Source organism: Pseudomonas mosselii, assembly GCF_003205295.1.
GTDB classification, from domain to species: Bacteria; Pseudomonadota; Gammaproteobacteria; order Pseudomonadales; family Pseudomonadaceae; genus Aquipseudomonas; species Aquipseudomonas mosselii_B.
Genome location: NZ_QJRP01000014.1, coordinates 57,960 through 71,799, shown reverse-complemented (window position 1 = coordinate 71,799; position 13,840 = coordinate 57,960). Strand labels below are relative to the sequence as shown.

Here is a 13,840-nt window from a genome sequence, read left to right as displayed (position 1 = left end):
CAGGCTCCGGATGCTGGCAGGGCTCGGGTACGATACGCGAATGTCGGCCTCAGCGCCCAGGGCGTCCATAGGCCTGGCTGATGCGATCGATGACCATCGCCAGGGCGACGATCGCCAGCCCTGCCTCGACGCCCTGGCCGACGTTCAGGGTCTGGATCCCGGCCAGCACGTCTTCACCCAGCCCGCGGGCGCCGATCATCGAGGCCACCACCACCATCGACAGGGCCATCATCACCGACTGGTTGAGCCCGGCCATGATGCTCGGCAAGGCCAGCGGCAGGGCGATGCGCCGCAAGCGCTGCCAGCGGCTGGCACCCAGGCCGTGGGCGGCCTGCAACAGTGACGGGTCGATCTGCGCCAGGCCGAGGTTGGTCAGGCGCACCAGCGGCGGCAGGGCGTAGATCAGGGTGGCGAACACCGCCGGCACCTTGCCCAGGCCAAACAGCATCAGGACAGGGATCAGGTAGACGAAGGCCGGCAGCGTCTGCATCACGTCGAGCACCGGCAGGATCAGGCGCCGGGCCAGTGGCCGGGTGGCCAGCAGGATGCCCAGTGGCACGCCCACCAGCACGCACAGGCCGGTGCTCACCAGCACCAGGGCGAGGGTCTGCAGCAGCTTGTCCCACAGCCCGAGCATGCCGATCAGCGCCAGCAGCAGCGGCAGCACCAATGCCCGCGCCAGGCTGCGGCTGGCGTGCCAGGCCAGCAACCCGACCAGCAGCAACAGCAGCCACCAGGGCAGCAGTCGGAGCAGGTTCTCCAGGCCTACCAGCAATTGCAGCAGTTGGTCGGAGACGCTGCGCAGGTGATCGCCATAGTGCAGTACCAGCCAGTCGATCAGTCGGTTGACCCAGGCGGCGAAGGAGAATTGCAGGGCTTCGGGGAAACCACCACTCACAGACCGGCCTCGACCTTGGCGGCGTTTTCGGCGGGCAGCCAGGCCTTCCATACAGTAGGGTTGTCACGCAGGAAGGCGAGGGCGGCTTCGCGGGGCGGCTGGCGGGTCTCGCTCATGCGCGCCAGGGCCTTGTTCAGGGTGGCGATGGGCAGGTCGACCTTTTCGAATACCGCGACCAGCTCGGGGTGGGTGTCACGAAACGCCTTCGACACGCCGATCGAGAGCTTGGCCGGCAACGAGCGGCTGCCTTTCGGGCTGGGGTTGGCGGCATCGGTGAGGGTAGCCCAGGCGGTCGCGTCGAACGGGGGCTCCTCCAGACGCACCAGGTCGTAGCGCCCCATCAACGGGGTCGGGCTCCAATAGTAGAAAAGCACGGGTTGGCCACGGCGGATCGCCGAGCCGATCTCGGCGTCGAGGGCGGCGCCGGAGCCGCTGCGGAAGTTGTTGTACAGCCCGTCCAGGCCGTAGGCCTTGAGCTTCTGGCTGTTGACGGTCTCGGAGGTCCAGCCGCTGGGGCTGTTGAGGAAGCGTCCCTTGCCGGGTACTTCGGGGTCCTTGAACACTTGGGCGTAGTGCTTGAGGTCGTCGACACTGTGCAGGTCCGGGGCCAAGGGCTCCAGGTTGCGTGCGGGATCACCCTTGATCACGTAGGCCGGTACCCACCAGCCTTCCTCGGCGTTCTTCACCGTGTCGCCCAGGGCGAACACCTGGCCGGCCTGTTCGGCCTTGACCCAGGCGGGGCTGCGCCCGGCCCATTCTTCGGCGATCACCTGCAGGTCGTTACGCGCCAGGGCCACTTCCATGCTGACGGTGCTGCCGGGGAGGGTGTCGGTGGGGTAGCCGTAACCGCGCTCGACGATCAGGCGCAGGATTTCGGTGGTCAGTGCACCGCTTTCCCAGCCGATGGCGCCGAAGTGGATAGGCGCGGGTTGTTCGGCTGATGCCGCGCTGTCGGTGCTGGCCAGGCCTATGGCGAGCAGCAGGCTGGCCAGCAGGGTGGGAACTTTCTTCATCGGGGCCTCGTCGGTTGCCGGTCCTTGGGTTCCGGCAGAAGTGTAGACGACGAGGTTGCCGGGGCCGCAACGCAGCCCCGGCGGCCTGGACTCAAACGCGGAACTGGTCCATCAGCCCCTGCTGCTGGTTGGCCAGGCTGTTGAGCGACTGGCTGACCCGTGCCGATTCGTTGGCCTGGCCGCTCAGCGACTCGGTCACGTCACGGATGGTGGCGACGTTGCTGTTGATCTCCTCGGCCACCGCACTCTGCTCCTCGGCCGCACTGGCGATCTGCAGGTTCATGTCGGTGATCACGGTCACCGCCTGGCCGATACGCTGCAACGCGGTGACGGCCTGGCCGACCTGCTCCACGCCGCCCTGGGCCTGGCGGTGGCTGCTGTCCATGGCGCCGACCACTTCCTGGGTGCCGGCCTGCAGGGCCTCGATCACCTGGCGGGTTTCCTCCACCGACTCCTGGGTGCGGCGGGCCAGGTTGCGCACCTCGTCGGCGACCACGGCGAAGCCACGGCCGGCTTCACCGGCGCGGGCGGCCTCGATGGCGGCGTTGAGCGCCAGCAGGTTGGTCTGCTCGGCAATCGAGCGGATCACCTCGAGCACCGAGCCGATCTTCTCGCTGTTGCGCGCCAGTCCCTCGATCTGGACCATGGCGCCGCTCATGTCGGCGGCCAGGGTGTCGATGCTGGTGGTGGTGCGGTCGATCACCGCCAGGCCCTCGCGGGTCGCCTGATCGGCTTCACGCGCGGCCTGGGCGGCCTGGGCGGCGCTGCGGGCGACGTCCTGGGCGGTGGCGCTCATCTCGTGGGAGGCGGTGGCCACCTGGTCGACCTGGCGGTACTGCTGCTCCATGCCGGCGCTGGTCTCGGCGGCGATCGCCGCCGACTGGTCGGCTGTGCCGCGGGCAGCCTGCACCGAGCGTTTTACCTCGGCGATGGTTGGCTGCAGCTTGTCGAGGAAGCGGTTGAACCAGCCGGCCAGCTCGCCCAGTTCGTCCTGCTTGTCGTATTGCAGGCGGCGGGTCAGGTCGCCTTCGCCGCTGGCGATGTCCTTGAGCATGGCGGCCACGCCGAGGATCGGCCGGGTCACGCCGCGGGCCATCAGCCACACCAGCAGCAGGCCGGCGATGGCGGCGGCCAGGCCCAGGCCCAGTTCGAGCAGGGTGCCGCTGGTGTTGAGGGCGTCGAGTTCAACCTTGAGGGCCTCGGCCGGGCCGGTCAGGGCGCTTTCCGGCACGTCCAGCAGCACACCCCAGGGTTTGCCGCCGGGGATCGGCTCGAAGGCGGCCAGCACTTTCAGGCGTTGCTGGTCGTGGAGGATCTGCAGCTTGCCGTCGGCGAGTTTGCGTACCAGCTCGGCGCCCTGGGTCCGGTCGACCTGGTCAAAGCGCTGGGCCAGCTTGCCGGCGTCGGCACTGTAACCGGCCAACAGGCCCACGGGGCTGAGGATGCCGACCGTGGTCTGGCCATCGTAGAGGCTGCGGCTGGCGGTCTGGCTGAGGGCCTGCAGGCTGTTGAGGTTGATGTCGATGGACAGGGTGGCGATGACCTTGTCGCCCGCCTTGAGCGGGAACACGATGCTGGTCATCAGCACGCGCTGGCCGTCGATGTCATAGAAGTACGGCTCGACCACGCACACCGTGCCGGTGCTGCGCGGGCACACCCACCAGGTGTTGGCCGGCTGGCCGCTGGGGCCGATCTCGGTGTTGGCCATGTCGTGCTCGGGCAGGGCCATCGAGGTCAGCTGGCCGACCCGCGGCTGCGACCAGTACAGGGCGAAGCGCCCGGTCTCGTTGCTGCCCAGTTCGCTCTGGCCGGCGAACAACTTGTCCTTGCCATCCAGCGCGCCCGGCTCGAACACCAGCGACAGGCCGAGCAGGTCGGGGTTGGCCTGCAGCGCGGCACGCACCTGGGCGGTCATGTCCTGGCGCAGGTCGTAGGCGTCGAGGAAGCGCTTCTCTGCCTGCTCGCGCAGAAACAGCACCTGGCGGGCGAAACCGGCGCCGTACTGGTAGGCGTCCATGAACTGACGGCGGATGTTCAGAGCCTGGACCTCGCCCTGGGATTCGATGCGCGACTGGGCCGAGTCGGAGAGCATGCGCATGCTGCTGGCTTTCACCAGGTCCGAACTGTGGTCCATGCGGTACAGCGAAAGGCCGACGAGCAGGGTGACGATGGCCGCCAGGCACAGGCCCGCCAGCAGGGTGATCTTCCATTGGATGGAGAGTTGTCGCAGCAAAGGCATGGGGAAAATCCCTTGTAATAGGTTTGATGCTGCCGACTGTGTCGGCCTGCTCGGATTTTTCTTTATTCAAACGTTCAATTAAACCCTGCGACTTTCGTCTATTTCCTACGCGATGTTGCGGCGCAGACGCTTTTGACTTCTGTTGGCCTGTGCTTCAGAGTGTGCGCCCTTCATAACAACATCCCCTGGTCCGGCCACTGCCTGCGTGCAGTCTGTCGCCGGAATGCCCGCTTTTTGTCTGTCGTAACGAGGTTTGCACACCATGAATGCAGTGATTGCCGCGGTCGGGCTCATGCTGATCCTGAGCCTGTCCCGCGTGCATGTGGTCATCGCCCTGATCATCGGCGCCCTGGCCGGAGGCCTGGTCGGTGGGCTGGGTATCGAAGGCACGCTCAAGGCCTTCAACGGCGGCCTGGGTGGCGGTGCCACGGTGGCCCTGTCCTATGCCTTGCTCGGCGCCTTCGCGGTGGCCATCGCCAAGTCCGGGCTGGCCCATGCCCTGGCCGACCGGGCGCTGGCGATGATCGATCGGCAGGGCCATGCCGACGGTGGCAAGGTCAAGTGGCTGCTGGTCGGCCTGATGCTGGTGGTGGCGGTGTCGTCGCAGAACATCCTGCCGATTCACATCGCCTTCATTCCCTTGCTGGTGCCGCCGCTGCTGTACGTGCTGACCCGCCTGCGCATCGACCGCCGGCTGATTGCCTGCGTGATCACCTTCGGCCTGATCACCCCGTACATGTTCCTGCCGGTGGGCTTCGGCAACATCTTCCTCAACGAGATCCTGCTGGCCAATGTCAGCCGCGCCGGGGTGGACGTCAGCGGCGTCAATGTGACCCACGCCATGGCCATCCCGGCGGCGGGCATGCTCGCCGGCCTGTTGCTGGCGGTATTCTTCAGCTACCGCAAGAAGCGTGACTACGACCTGGAGCGCATCGAGCAGGTCGAGCAGGTCAGCGTGCAGTACAACCCGGTGACCCTGCTGGTGGCCGGGGTGGCGATCGGCGCCGCGTTCATCATCCAGTTGTGGCTGGATTCGATGATCATCGGTGCGATGGTCGGCTTCCTGATCTTCTCGCTGTCGGGCATCGTGCGCTGGAAGGACACCGACGACCTGTTCACCGAAGGCATGAAGATGATGGCGATGATCGGCTTCATCATGATCGCCGCGTCCGGCTTTGCCGAAGTGATGAAGGCCACCGGCGAGGTGAAGAGCCTGGTGGAGACCTCGGCCCAGTGGATCGACCACAGCAAGGGCGTCGGCGCGCTGCTGATGCTGCTGGTGGGGCTGCTGGTGACCATGGGCATCGGCTCGTCGTTCTCCACCGTACCGATCCTGGCAGCGATTTTCGTGCCGCTGTGCGTGCAGTTGGGCTTCGACCCGCTGGCCACCGTGTGCATCGTCGGCACCGCCGGCGCCCTGGGCGATGCCGGTTCGCCGGCGTCGGACTCGACCCTGGGGCCGACCTCGGGGCTGAACGTCGACGGGCAGCACCACCATATCTGGGATACCGTGGTGCCGACGTTCATCCACTACAACCTGCCGCTGCTGGCGTTTGGCTGGTTGGCGGCGATGACGCTCTGATCCACTGTCACGCCGCACGCTGTCTCTGTAGGAGCGGCCTTGCGTCGCGAAAGGGGCGCAAAGCGCCCCCACGGTATCAGCGTTAACGCAAAAATCGCCGGGGCTGCTACGCAGCCCTTTCGCGACGCAAGGCCGCTCCTACAGGGTGAGTGGGTGCTGCTTCAGGTCAGCCGCGGGTCGGCGCGGGGACGATGCGATTGAGGACGGTGCTGCCGTCCTTGCTGCGGGTCAGGTACACCGGCAGCACCTTGGGCAGGGTGTCGACCAGGCGTGCGACCTCGCTTGTGCTGTAGACACCGCTGATGCGGATGCTGGCGGTGCTGTCGTCGGCCAGCATGAGCGGCTTGTCCAGGTAGCGGTTGATCACCGGCAGCGCCTGGCCGAGGCTCAGGTTGTCCAACACCAGCTTGCCGTTGCGCCAGGCCAGGCTGTTGCCGTAGTCGTCGCTCTGGTTCAGCTCAGGCTCGAAGTCGCCCTTGTGGTAGCTGGCCTGCATGCCCGGCCCAAGGCGATAGCCGCCAGCGTTGCCGCCGGCGCTGACCAGCACCGAGCCTTCCACCAGTGTCACCTTGACCTGGTCGTCGTACTTCCACACGTTGAACTGGGTCCCGGTGACCCGGGTCTGGCCGTTGGCGGCGTGGACGATGAACGGGTGGTTGCTGTCGTGGGTAACCTTGAAGAACGCCTCGCCCTTGACCAGGGTGACCTTGCGCTCGTCCTTGTAGTTGAGGAAGCGCAATTCGCTGTGGAGGTTCAACTCGACGCTGCTGCCGTCGCTCAGGCGCACCTGGCGCATGTGGTCGGTGGCCTCGAAGTGCTGGTAGCCGTTGGGCAGCCAACCTTGTTCCCAACCGACCCAGCCCGCCAGGGGCAGGGCGAGCAGGGCGATGGCGGCGGCCGAAGCGAACGGCCGCCAGTGGCGCGTCGGCGCCGCTGGCCGGGTGCGCAGCGGGATCACCTGGGCGCTGCGCGGCAGCAGGTCGGCGGTGTCCCAGATTTCCAACATCGCCTGGTATTCCTCGGCGTGCCGTGGGTCGGCCGCCAACCATTGGCCGAACGCCTCGCGCTCGGCCGCCGTGCAGTCGTCGGCGTGCAGGCGCATGCACCAATGCGCGGCGGCATCGGTGATGGCATCTTCTTCGCTTGGAATGTGGCGGTCCTGGTTCATCGCGGCTCCCGGTTTTGCGGCATTCTACCCCCGGGCGGGTGCTTCCGAGAACGAGTTAATGGCGAATGACTATCAATTGTGCAGTTTTTCGTCGTATCTGCGGTTGGGTTTCATCTGCGACAGGGCAAGGGACTGTGGGCGTGGACAAGGGGGGTAGCACCAAGCCTTGACTTTTTCTCACGCCACACGCTAGTTTCCCAGCCCATGAACCAATTCCCGCAGCACAACGCCCTCAGCATTATTACCGCCATTATCAGTTTGGCGGGCTAGCGCACACATGCACTGAACCCGCCCTGGAGGCGGGTTTCTTCTCTCTGACTCCTGGGCACTACAAAAAAACCAGGAGTCATCGATGACCAGCCTCAGCGTCACCCCGCGCACCCCGGCAACCCCCCAGCAACTGCTGTCCGAGCAAGTGCGTCGGATTCTCTCGGCCCCGGTGTACGACCTGGCCATCGAAACCCCCTTGCAAGCGGCGCCGGCCCTGTCGGCCAGCCTGGGCAACCCGGTGCTGCTCAAGCGCGAAGACCTGCAACCGACGTTCTCCTTCAAGATCCGCGGCGCCTACACCCGGCTGTCGCGCCTGACCCCCGCCCAGCGCGAGCGCGGCGTCATCACCGCGTCGGCCGGCAACCACGCCCAGGGCGTGGCCCTGGCCGGTTCGCACCTGGGCATCAGGACTACCATCGTCATGCCCACCACCACCCCCTCGCTCAAGGTCGAGGGGGTGCGTTCACGCGGTGGCCATGTGGTGTTGCACGGCGAAAGCTTCCCCCACGCCCTGGCCCATGCCCTGCAACTGGCCGATCGCGACGGCGCGACCTTCGTGCCGCCGTTCGACGACCCCGACGTCATCGCCGGGCAGGGTACCGTGGCCATGGAGATCCTTCGCCAGCACCCCGGCCCGCTGCATGCGATCTTCGTCCCGGTCGGCGGCGGCGGCCTGATCGCGGGCATCGCCGCCTACGTCAAGTACCTGCGCCCCGAGGTCAAGGTGATCGGTGTCGAGCCGGAGGACTCCAACTGCCTGCAGGCCGCCATGGCCGCCGGCGAGCGGGTGATCCTGCCGCAGGTCGGCACCTTCGCCGACGGCGTGGCGGTGGCGCAGATCGGCGCGCACTGCTTCGAGCTGTGCCGCCACTTCGTCGACGAGGTGGTGACGGTCAGCAGCGACGAACTATGCGCGGCGATCAAGGACATCTACGACGACACCCGCTCCATCACCGAGCCCTCCGGCGCCCTGGCCGTGGCCGGCATCAAACGCTACGTGGCCCGTGAGGGCCTGCAGGGCCAAGCCCTGGTGGCCATCGACTCCGGCGCCAACGTCAACTTCGACCGCCTGCGCCACGTGGCCGAGCGCGCCGAGCTGGGCGAGCAGCGCGAGGCGATCATCGCCGTGACCATCCCCGAGCGCCCCGGCAGCTTCCGCGCGTTCTGCCTGGCCCTGGGCAAGCGCCAGATCACCGAGTTCAACTACCGCTACTACCCGGGCAAGGAAGCGCGCCTGTTCGTCGGCGTGCAGACCCACCCCCAGCACGACCCACGGGAGCAACTGCTGGCCAGCCTGGGCGAGCAGGGCTACCAGGTGCTCGACCTGACCGACAACGAGCTGGCCAAGCTGCACGTGCGCCACACCGTCGGCGGCCACGCGGCGCCGGGGGCCGGCGAGCGGGTACTGCGCTTCGAGTTCCCCGAGCGTCCGGGGGCGCTGCTGGGCTTCCTCGAGCGCCTGGGCAAGCGTTGGAACATCAGCCTGTTCCACTACCGCAACCACGGCGCGGCACAGGCGCGGGTGTTCGCCGGGCTGGAGGTGCCGGACGACGAACTGGCCGGGCTGCCACAGGCGCTGGACAAGATGGGTTATCAGTACTGGGACGAGACGGAGAATCCGGCGTACCGGCTGTTCATGGGGTAGGTTTGCGCTGGATCAACGCCTCCACGCCCATTCCGGCGGATGCTGAAAGCCTACCATCAGCTTGAAAGGATCCGGCCATGAGCAGCACATTCTTCATCCCCGCCGTGAACATCATGGGCATCGACTGCCTGGACGAGGCGATGGCCGCGATCGCCGGCTACGGCCTGCGCAAGGCGCTGATCGTCACCGACGCCGGGCTGGCCAAGGCCGGCGTCGCCGAGCGCATCGCCGGGATGCTGGCCATGCGCGACATCGATTCGCGGGTGTTCGACGGCGCCAAGCCCAACCCGAGCATCGCCAACGTCGAGGCGGGCCTGGCGATGCTGCGTCGCGAGGGCTGCGACTGCGTGGTCTCGCTGGGGGGCGGCTCACCCCATGACTGCGCCAAGGGCATCGCCCTGTGCGCCACCAACGGTGGGCATATCAGCGACTACGAAGGCGTCGACCGTTCGGCCAGGCCGCAGCTGCCGCTGATCGCGATCAACACCACGGCGGGCACGGCCAGCGAGATGACCCGCTTCTGCATCATCACCGACGAGGCGCGCCATGTGAAAATGGCCATCGTCGACCGCAACGTCACGCCGATCCTGTCGGTCAACGATCCGGCGCTGATGGTCGGCATGCCCAAGGGCCTCACCGCTGCCACCGGCATGGACGCGCTGACCCACGCCATCGAGGCCTATGTCTCCACTGCCGCCACGCCGATCACCGACGCCTGCGCGCTCAAGGCCGTGGGCCTGATCAGCGACAACCTGCGCCAGGCGGTTGCCGACGGCGGCGACCTGGTGGCGCGGGAGAACATGGCCTATGCCCAGTTCCTGGCGGGCATGGCCTTCAACAACGCCTCGCTGGGCTACGTGCACGCCATGGCGCACCAGCTGGGCGGCTTCTATGACCTGCCCCATGGCGTGTGCAACGCGGTGCTGCTGCCCCATGTGCAGCGCTTCAACGCCAAGGTCAGCGCCGCGCGCCTGCGCGACGTGGCCAAGGCCATGGGGGTCAAGGTTTGCGGGCTGGACGCGGAGCAGGGCGCCGGGGCGGCGATCTCGGCCATCGAGCACCTGGCAGCGGCCATCGGCATACCGGCCGGGTTGGCGGAGCTGGGGGCCAAGGTCGAGGATGTGCCGGTGCTGGCGGCCAATGCCTTGAAGGATGCCTGCGGTTTGACCAACCCGCGGGTGGCCAGCCAGGTGGAGATCGAGGCGATCTTCAAGGCCGCGTTCTAGCCCGGTCGCGTCATCGCGGGGCAAGCCCGCTCCCACGAGGGCCGCGAAATTCGGCCCTGGTGGGGCTTGCTCAGCGTTCGCGCATGAAGAACCCGGCCACGTACTTGCGGAAGGTCTCCAGGCTCTTGAAGTCGGCGTAGCGCTTGAAGTTCTCGGCATCCGGCTCCGGCCCGATCGGCTGCTCCAGCAACGACACCGACAGCACCCGGTCCTGGTCCGAGGTCAGCACCAGTTCATCCATTACCTGGCTGCCGATCACCGGGCGGCGCATCAGCACCTTCACCCCCTTGCTCGCCATCCAGTCGATCAGCGACACCAGCGCCTTGAGCGGTTCGCGCTCTTCGTCGCGGTACACCGGGAACAGGTGCCCGCGTGACAGAACCGGCACGCTGGCCACATGGATCAGCTCGTAGAAATGGCTGCCGGCGGTGGCCGGCGAGTACAGCGCCAGGGCCAGCAAGGGGCCTGAGGCGCGGTTGCCGCCCCAGTAATGGTGGTGGCCCTGAAAGTCGAAGCCGTCCTCGCTGCGGTTGTTGAACAGCTTGCGACCCTTGACCTGGTCGACGCAGTCGAGCAGCAGGCCGTGCCGACGATGGTTGCCGAACACCGTGGCCTCGCGCAGGCGCGCCTTGAGCATCATCATGTGCTTCATGTCCAGGCGCGTTTCCAGATAGTTGCTGGCCGGCACCCGTTCCAGCAGCGGGTAGCGCCCGGCGACGCCGCGCAACTCGGCGAACTGGGCGGTGAGATCCTTCTTCAGGTGCGTGGCGTAGACGTTCAGGCCGCTGGACTCTATCCAGGTCAGCAGCAGCGACAGCAGGCGCTGCTGCTCGCGGCGCTCGCCGGGGTCGCGTGGCGCGGCAGCGACTTCGCCATCACTGGCGCGACGGTAGTCGCCGAGCAACCGCAACGGTGCATCCGGCGCCAGCCAGGCTGCGGGAGGCGTGTTGTCCTCGGCGCTTGCGCCGGTCTCGCGCTCGTCCTTGCTGAACGGGCAGCCCGGAGTGTGTTCGGGGGTGTCGGGGTTGTTGCGCAGGAACAGGGTGCCGGTGTTGCCGTTCAGCGACACGTTGAGCACCGGCAGGGCATCCTGGCGGCAATCGCAGGCCAGCCACTGGTTGGCGCTGCGCACTTTCATCAGCCACTGGTTGGCTTGCAGAAGGCGGGGGCCGGCCAGGGTGCCGGTGGCGAAGCTGGCCAACAGTTCCTCTTCGGCCAGGGTCAGGCTGCGCACCTGCGCGCCGGATTTTTCGATGATACGCATTGAGAGGCAGCTCCAAGCTACAAGCCTCAAGCTTCAAGCAAAGCGCGGCGGCTTTCAACTTGAAGCTTGCGGCCTGGGGCCCGCCGCTCACTGGCCGCTGAATAACTTGGCGGCGCGGGCGCGGATTTCCTCGGGGGTGAGGTCTTCCTTGTGGGTGGAGACGAACCACAGGTTGTTGAACGGATCCTTCAGGGTGCCGCTGCGGTCGCCGTAGAACTGGTCCTGTATTTCGCGCACTTGTGTCGCGCCAGCACGCAGGGCCTGGGCATAGACTTTGTCGCAGTCCTCGACGTACAAGTGCAGGCCGACCCCCGGGACCTCGATGTCCTCGCTGGGCTTGAGGCCGCCCTCCATGTCACAGGGTGAGCCGAGCATCAGCGACGAGTCGCCGATTTTCAGCTCGGCATGGCCGACGCTGCCGTCAGGGCCTTCGAGGCGGAACATCTCGATGGCGCCGAAGGCCATCTTGTAGAACTCGATGGCCTTGGCGGCCTCCTTGATGCCGAGGTACGGGGTGATACTGCGCTGGCCTTCGGGGATAGGTTTGACTGCCATTTTCGTAAGCTCCTTTCACGTGGGTTGTTGTTTGCAACAGCCTGGTGATTAGAGTCGTCTACGCAGGTGGAAAATCGACAGTGGCTTTATATCGATTGTCGATTAAAAATCATGTTTATGGGTTTATGCGATCGGGGTAGGAGCGGCCTTGTGTCGCGAAAGGGCTGCGTAGCAGCCCCGGCGATTTATGCATCAATGCTGAAACCCAGGGGCCGCTGCGCGCCCCTTTCGCGACACAAGGCCGCTCCTACAGGGGAAGTGCGTGAAGCTTTAGAAGATGTAATCGGTCGTCAGGAAACTCGACTGCCGGTTACGGATGATCTCGCTGATCAGTTCCTTGTTCGCCTCCTGGAACTTGGTCGCCACCAGGGTGCGAATGGAAAACACCCGCAGCGCATCATGCACCGACAAGGTCCCCTCGGCGCTGTTCTTGCGGCCGTTGAACGGGTAGGTGTCCGGCCCGCGCTGGCACTGGGCGTTGAGGTTGATCCGGCCGACCTGGTTGGCGAAGGTGTCGACCAGCGCGCCGACGGTCTCGGGGTCGTTGCCGAACAGGCTCAACTGCTGGCCGTAGTCGGAGTCGAGCACATAGTCGATCACCGTCTGCAGGTCGCGGTAGGGCACCACCGGCACCAGCGGGCCGAACTGCTCCTCGTGGTAGACGCGCATGTCCTGGCTGACCGGGTAGAGCAGGGCAGGGTAGAAGAACGAGCCACGGCTCTGCCCGCCGCCTTCGTTGAGCACTCGCGCGCCCTTGGCCGTGGCGTCGGCCACCAGGCCGTCGAGGTAGTCGACCTTGCCCGGCTCCGGCAGCGGCGTCAGCGCAACGCCCGGCTCCCAGGGCATGCCCGGCTTGAGCGCGGCGAGTTTGCGCTGGAACTTGTCGAGGAAGGCATCGACCACATCCTCGTGCACGAACAGGATCTTCAATGCCGTGCAGCGCTGGCCGTTGAACGACAAGGCGCCGGTGACGGCCTCCTCGACAGCGTTGTCCAGGTCGACCTGGGGCAGGACGATGCCGGGGTTCTTGGCGTCCAGGCCCAGGGCCGCGCGCAGGCGGTGCGGGCGCGGGTGGAGTTTCTTCAGGTCGCTGGCGGCCTTGTGGGTGCCGATGAAGGCGAACACATCGACCTTGCCGCTGGCCATCAGCGCGCTGACGGTCTCGCGGCCACGCCCGTAGATGACGTTGATCACCCCCGGCGGGAAGCTGTCGCGGAAGGCCTCGAGCAGCGGGCGGATCAGCAGCACGCCGAACTTGGCCGGCTTGAACACCACGGTATTGCCCATGATCAGCGCCGGGATCAGCGTGGTGAAGGTCTCGTTGAGCGGGTAGTTGTAGGGGCCCATGCACAGCGCCACGCCCAGCGGCGCCCGGCGGATCTGGCCGAGGGTGCCCTGTTCGAGCTCGAAGCGGCTGGAGCGGCGGTCGAGGTCCTTGAGTGCGTCGATGGTGTCGACGATGTAGTCGCAGGTGCGGTCGAACTCCTTCTCCGAATCCTTGAGGTTCTTGCCGATCTCCCACATCAGCAGCTTGACCACCGCCGTGCGCTGCTCGCGCATGCGCGCCAGGAAGGCCTCGACGTGCTGGATGCGCTCGGCCACGCGCATGTTCGGCCAGGCGCCGCGACCCTTGTCGTAGGCGGCCACAGCCGCGTCGAGGGCGGTGAGCGCGGTGTCGGCGTCCAGCAGTGGGGCGCTGCCGAGGATCACCTGGCGTTCGCTGTCGCCTTCCTTGAGCCATACCGGGCTGCGCACGGTGGCCAGCGGGCCGTCCCAGCGGCGCAGCTCGCCGCCGACCAGGTAGTCGCGTTGCTCCAGCGGCGCGCCCAGGCGCCAGGCTTCGGGGATGTCCTCGGGGGCGGGAAACAGCGAATCGAGCAGACGGTCCATGGGTACTGCACCTCTAATCCGGATGGTGAAACGCTTCAGCTTGCGAGCATGCGCCGACTGGCTGAAAATTGCCAGCCTGGCGCAGCTGCT

At 66.6% G+C, this 13,840-nt stretch carries 10 protein-coding genes and 1 pseudogene; 3 read left to right on the top strand and 8 right to left on the bottom strand.

Features of this window, described 5'->3' with window-relative positions:
• Positions 1-49: 49 nt before the first annotated feature.
• From DMX06_RS15060 to DMX06_RS26850, 4 genes and pseudogenes are all read right to left on the bottom strand, one after another.
• Positions 50-898, bottom strand: coding sequence for an ABC transporter permease (locus DMX06_RS15060; RefSeq protein ID WP_110738210.1), 849 nt, complete (start codon positions 896-898; stop codon positions 50-52).
• Positions 895-1,911, bottom strand: coding sequence for an ABC transporter substrate-binding protein (locus DMX06_RS15055; RefSeq protein ID WP_110738209.1), 1,017 nt, complete (start codon positions 1,909-1,911; stop codon positions 895-897). Before DMX06_RS15055 ends, DMX06_RS15060 begins: the two co-directional genes overlap by 4 nt.
• 91 nt (positions 1,912-2,002) lie before the next feature.
• Positions 2,003-2,758 carry a methyl-accepting chemotaxis protein gene (locus DMX06_RS26855; protein ID WP_375538104.1) on the bottom strand — a complete coding sequence of 252 codons (756 nt, stop codon included), beginning with the start codon at positions 2,756-2,758 and terminating at the stop codon, positions 2,003-2,005.
• Positions 2,759-2,860: 102 nt separating this feature from the next.
• Positions 2,861-3,826, bottom strand: a pseudogene (locus DMX06_RS26850) (HAMP domain-containing protein); the annotation flags it as partial.
• A gap of 586 nt (positions 3,827-4,412) precedes the next feature.
• Here DMX06_RS26850 and DMX06_RS15045 point away from each other — a divergent pair.
• Entirely contained in the window at positions 4,413-5,732 is a 1,320-nt protein-coding gene (locus DMX06_RS15045) for a Na+/H+ antiporter family protein (protein WP_110738207.1), read from the top strand.
• Positions 5,733-5,898: 166 nt separating this feature from the next.
• Here the strand turns inward: DMX06_RS15045 and DMX06_RS15040 are convergent, their stop codons facing one another.
• Entirely contained in the window at positions 5,899-6,900 is a 1,002-nt protein-coding gene (locus DMX06_RS15040; protein ID WP_110738206.1) for a FecR family protein, read from the bottom strand.
• 352 nt (positions 6,901-7,252) lie between these two features.
• Between DMX06_RS15040 and ilvA the strand changes: the two genes are divergently transcribed.
• Complete coding sequence (ilvA, locus tag DMX06_RS15035; protein ID WP_110738205.1) at positions 7,253-8,815, top strand: threonine ammonia-lyase, biosynthetic; 1,563 nt, start codon at positions 7,253-7,255, stop codon at positions 8,813-8,815.
• A 77-nt stretch (positions 8,816-8,892) separates the two neighbouring features.
• Complete coding sequence (yiaY, locus tag DMX06_RS15030; RefSeq protein ID WP_110738204.1) at positions 8,893-10,041, top strand: L-threonine dehydrogenase; 1,149 nt, start codon at positions 8,893-8,895, stop codon at positions 10,039-10,041.
• 70 nt (positions 10,042-10,111) lie between these two features.
• Here yiaY and DMX06_RS15025 read toward each other — a convergent pair whose 3' ends face one another.
• The 3 genes from DMX06_RS15025 to DMX06_RS15015 all read right to left on the bottom strand — a co-directional run bounded on the left by DMX06_RS15025 (position 10,112) and on the right by DMX06_RS15015 (position 13,750).
• Positions 10,112-11,305, bottom strand: a complete 1,194-nt coding sequence (locus DMX06_RS15025; RefSeq protein WP_110738203.1) for a hypothetical protein — start codon at positions 11,303-11,305, stop codon at positions 10,112-10,114.
• An 87-nt stretch (positions 11,306-11,392) separates the two neighbouring features.
• Positions 11,393-11,860 (bottom strand): VOC family protein, encoded by a 468-nt coding sequence (locus tag DMX06_RS15020; RefSeq protein WP_110738202.1) that lies wholly within the window; start codon positions 11,858-11,860, stop codon positions 11,393-11,395.
• Positions 11,861-12,130: 270 nt separating this feature from the next.
• A complete protein-coding gene (locus tag DMX06_RS15015; protein WP_050705448.1) occupies positions 12,131-13,750 on the bottom strand; it encodes an NADP-dependent glyceraldehyde-3-phosphate dehydrogenase in 1,620 nt (539 codons plus the stop codon).
• Positions 13,751-13,840 lie beyond the last annotated feature (90 nt).

What these genes read in the sequence shown, in the direction of transcription:
- DMX06_RS15055 (WP_110738209.1), bottom strand. Translation starts at nt 1,911, where the DNA reads ATGAAGAAAGTTCCCACCCTGCTGGCCAGCCTGCTGCTCGCCATAGGC.
- DMX06_RS26855 (WP_375538104.1), bottom strand. Translation starts at nt 2,758, where the DNA reads ATGGAGCAGCAGTACCGCCAGGTCGACCAGGTGGCCACCGCCTCCCAC.
- DMX06_RS15045 (WP_110738207.1), top strand. Translation starts at nt 4,413, where the DNA reads ATGAATGCAGTGATTGCCGCGGTCGGGCTCATGCTGATCCTGAGCCTG.
- DMX06_RS15040 (WP_110738206.1), bottom strand. Translation starts at nt 6,900, where the DNA reads ATGAACCAGGACCGCCACATTCCAAGCGAAGAAGATGCCATCACCGAT.
- ilvA (WP_110738205.1), top strand. Translation starts at nt 7,253, where the DNA reads ATGACCAGCCTCAGCGTCACCCCGCGCACCCCGGCAACCCCCCAGCAA.
- yiaY (WP_110738204.1), top strand. Translation starts at nt 8,893, where the DNA reads ATGAGCAGCACATTCTTCATCCCCGCCGTGAACATCATGGGCATCGAC.
- DMX06_RS15025 (WP_110738203.1), bottom strand. Translation starts at nt 11,305, where the DNA reads ATGCGTATCATCGAAAAATCCGGCGCGCAGGTGCGCAGCCTGACCCTG.
- DMX06_RS15020 (WP_110738202.1), bottom strand. Translation starts at nt 11,860, where the DNA reads ATGGCAGTCAAACCTATCCCCGAAGGCCAGCGCAGTATCACCCCGTAC.
- DMX06_RS15015 (WP_050705448.1), bottom strand. Translation starts at nt 13,750, where the DNA reads ATGGACCGTCTGCTCGATTCGCTGTTTCCCGCCCCCGAGGACATCCCC.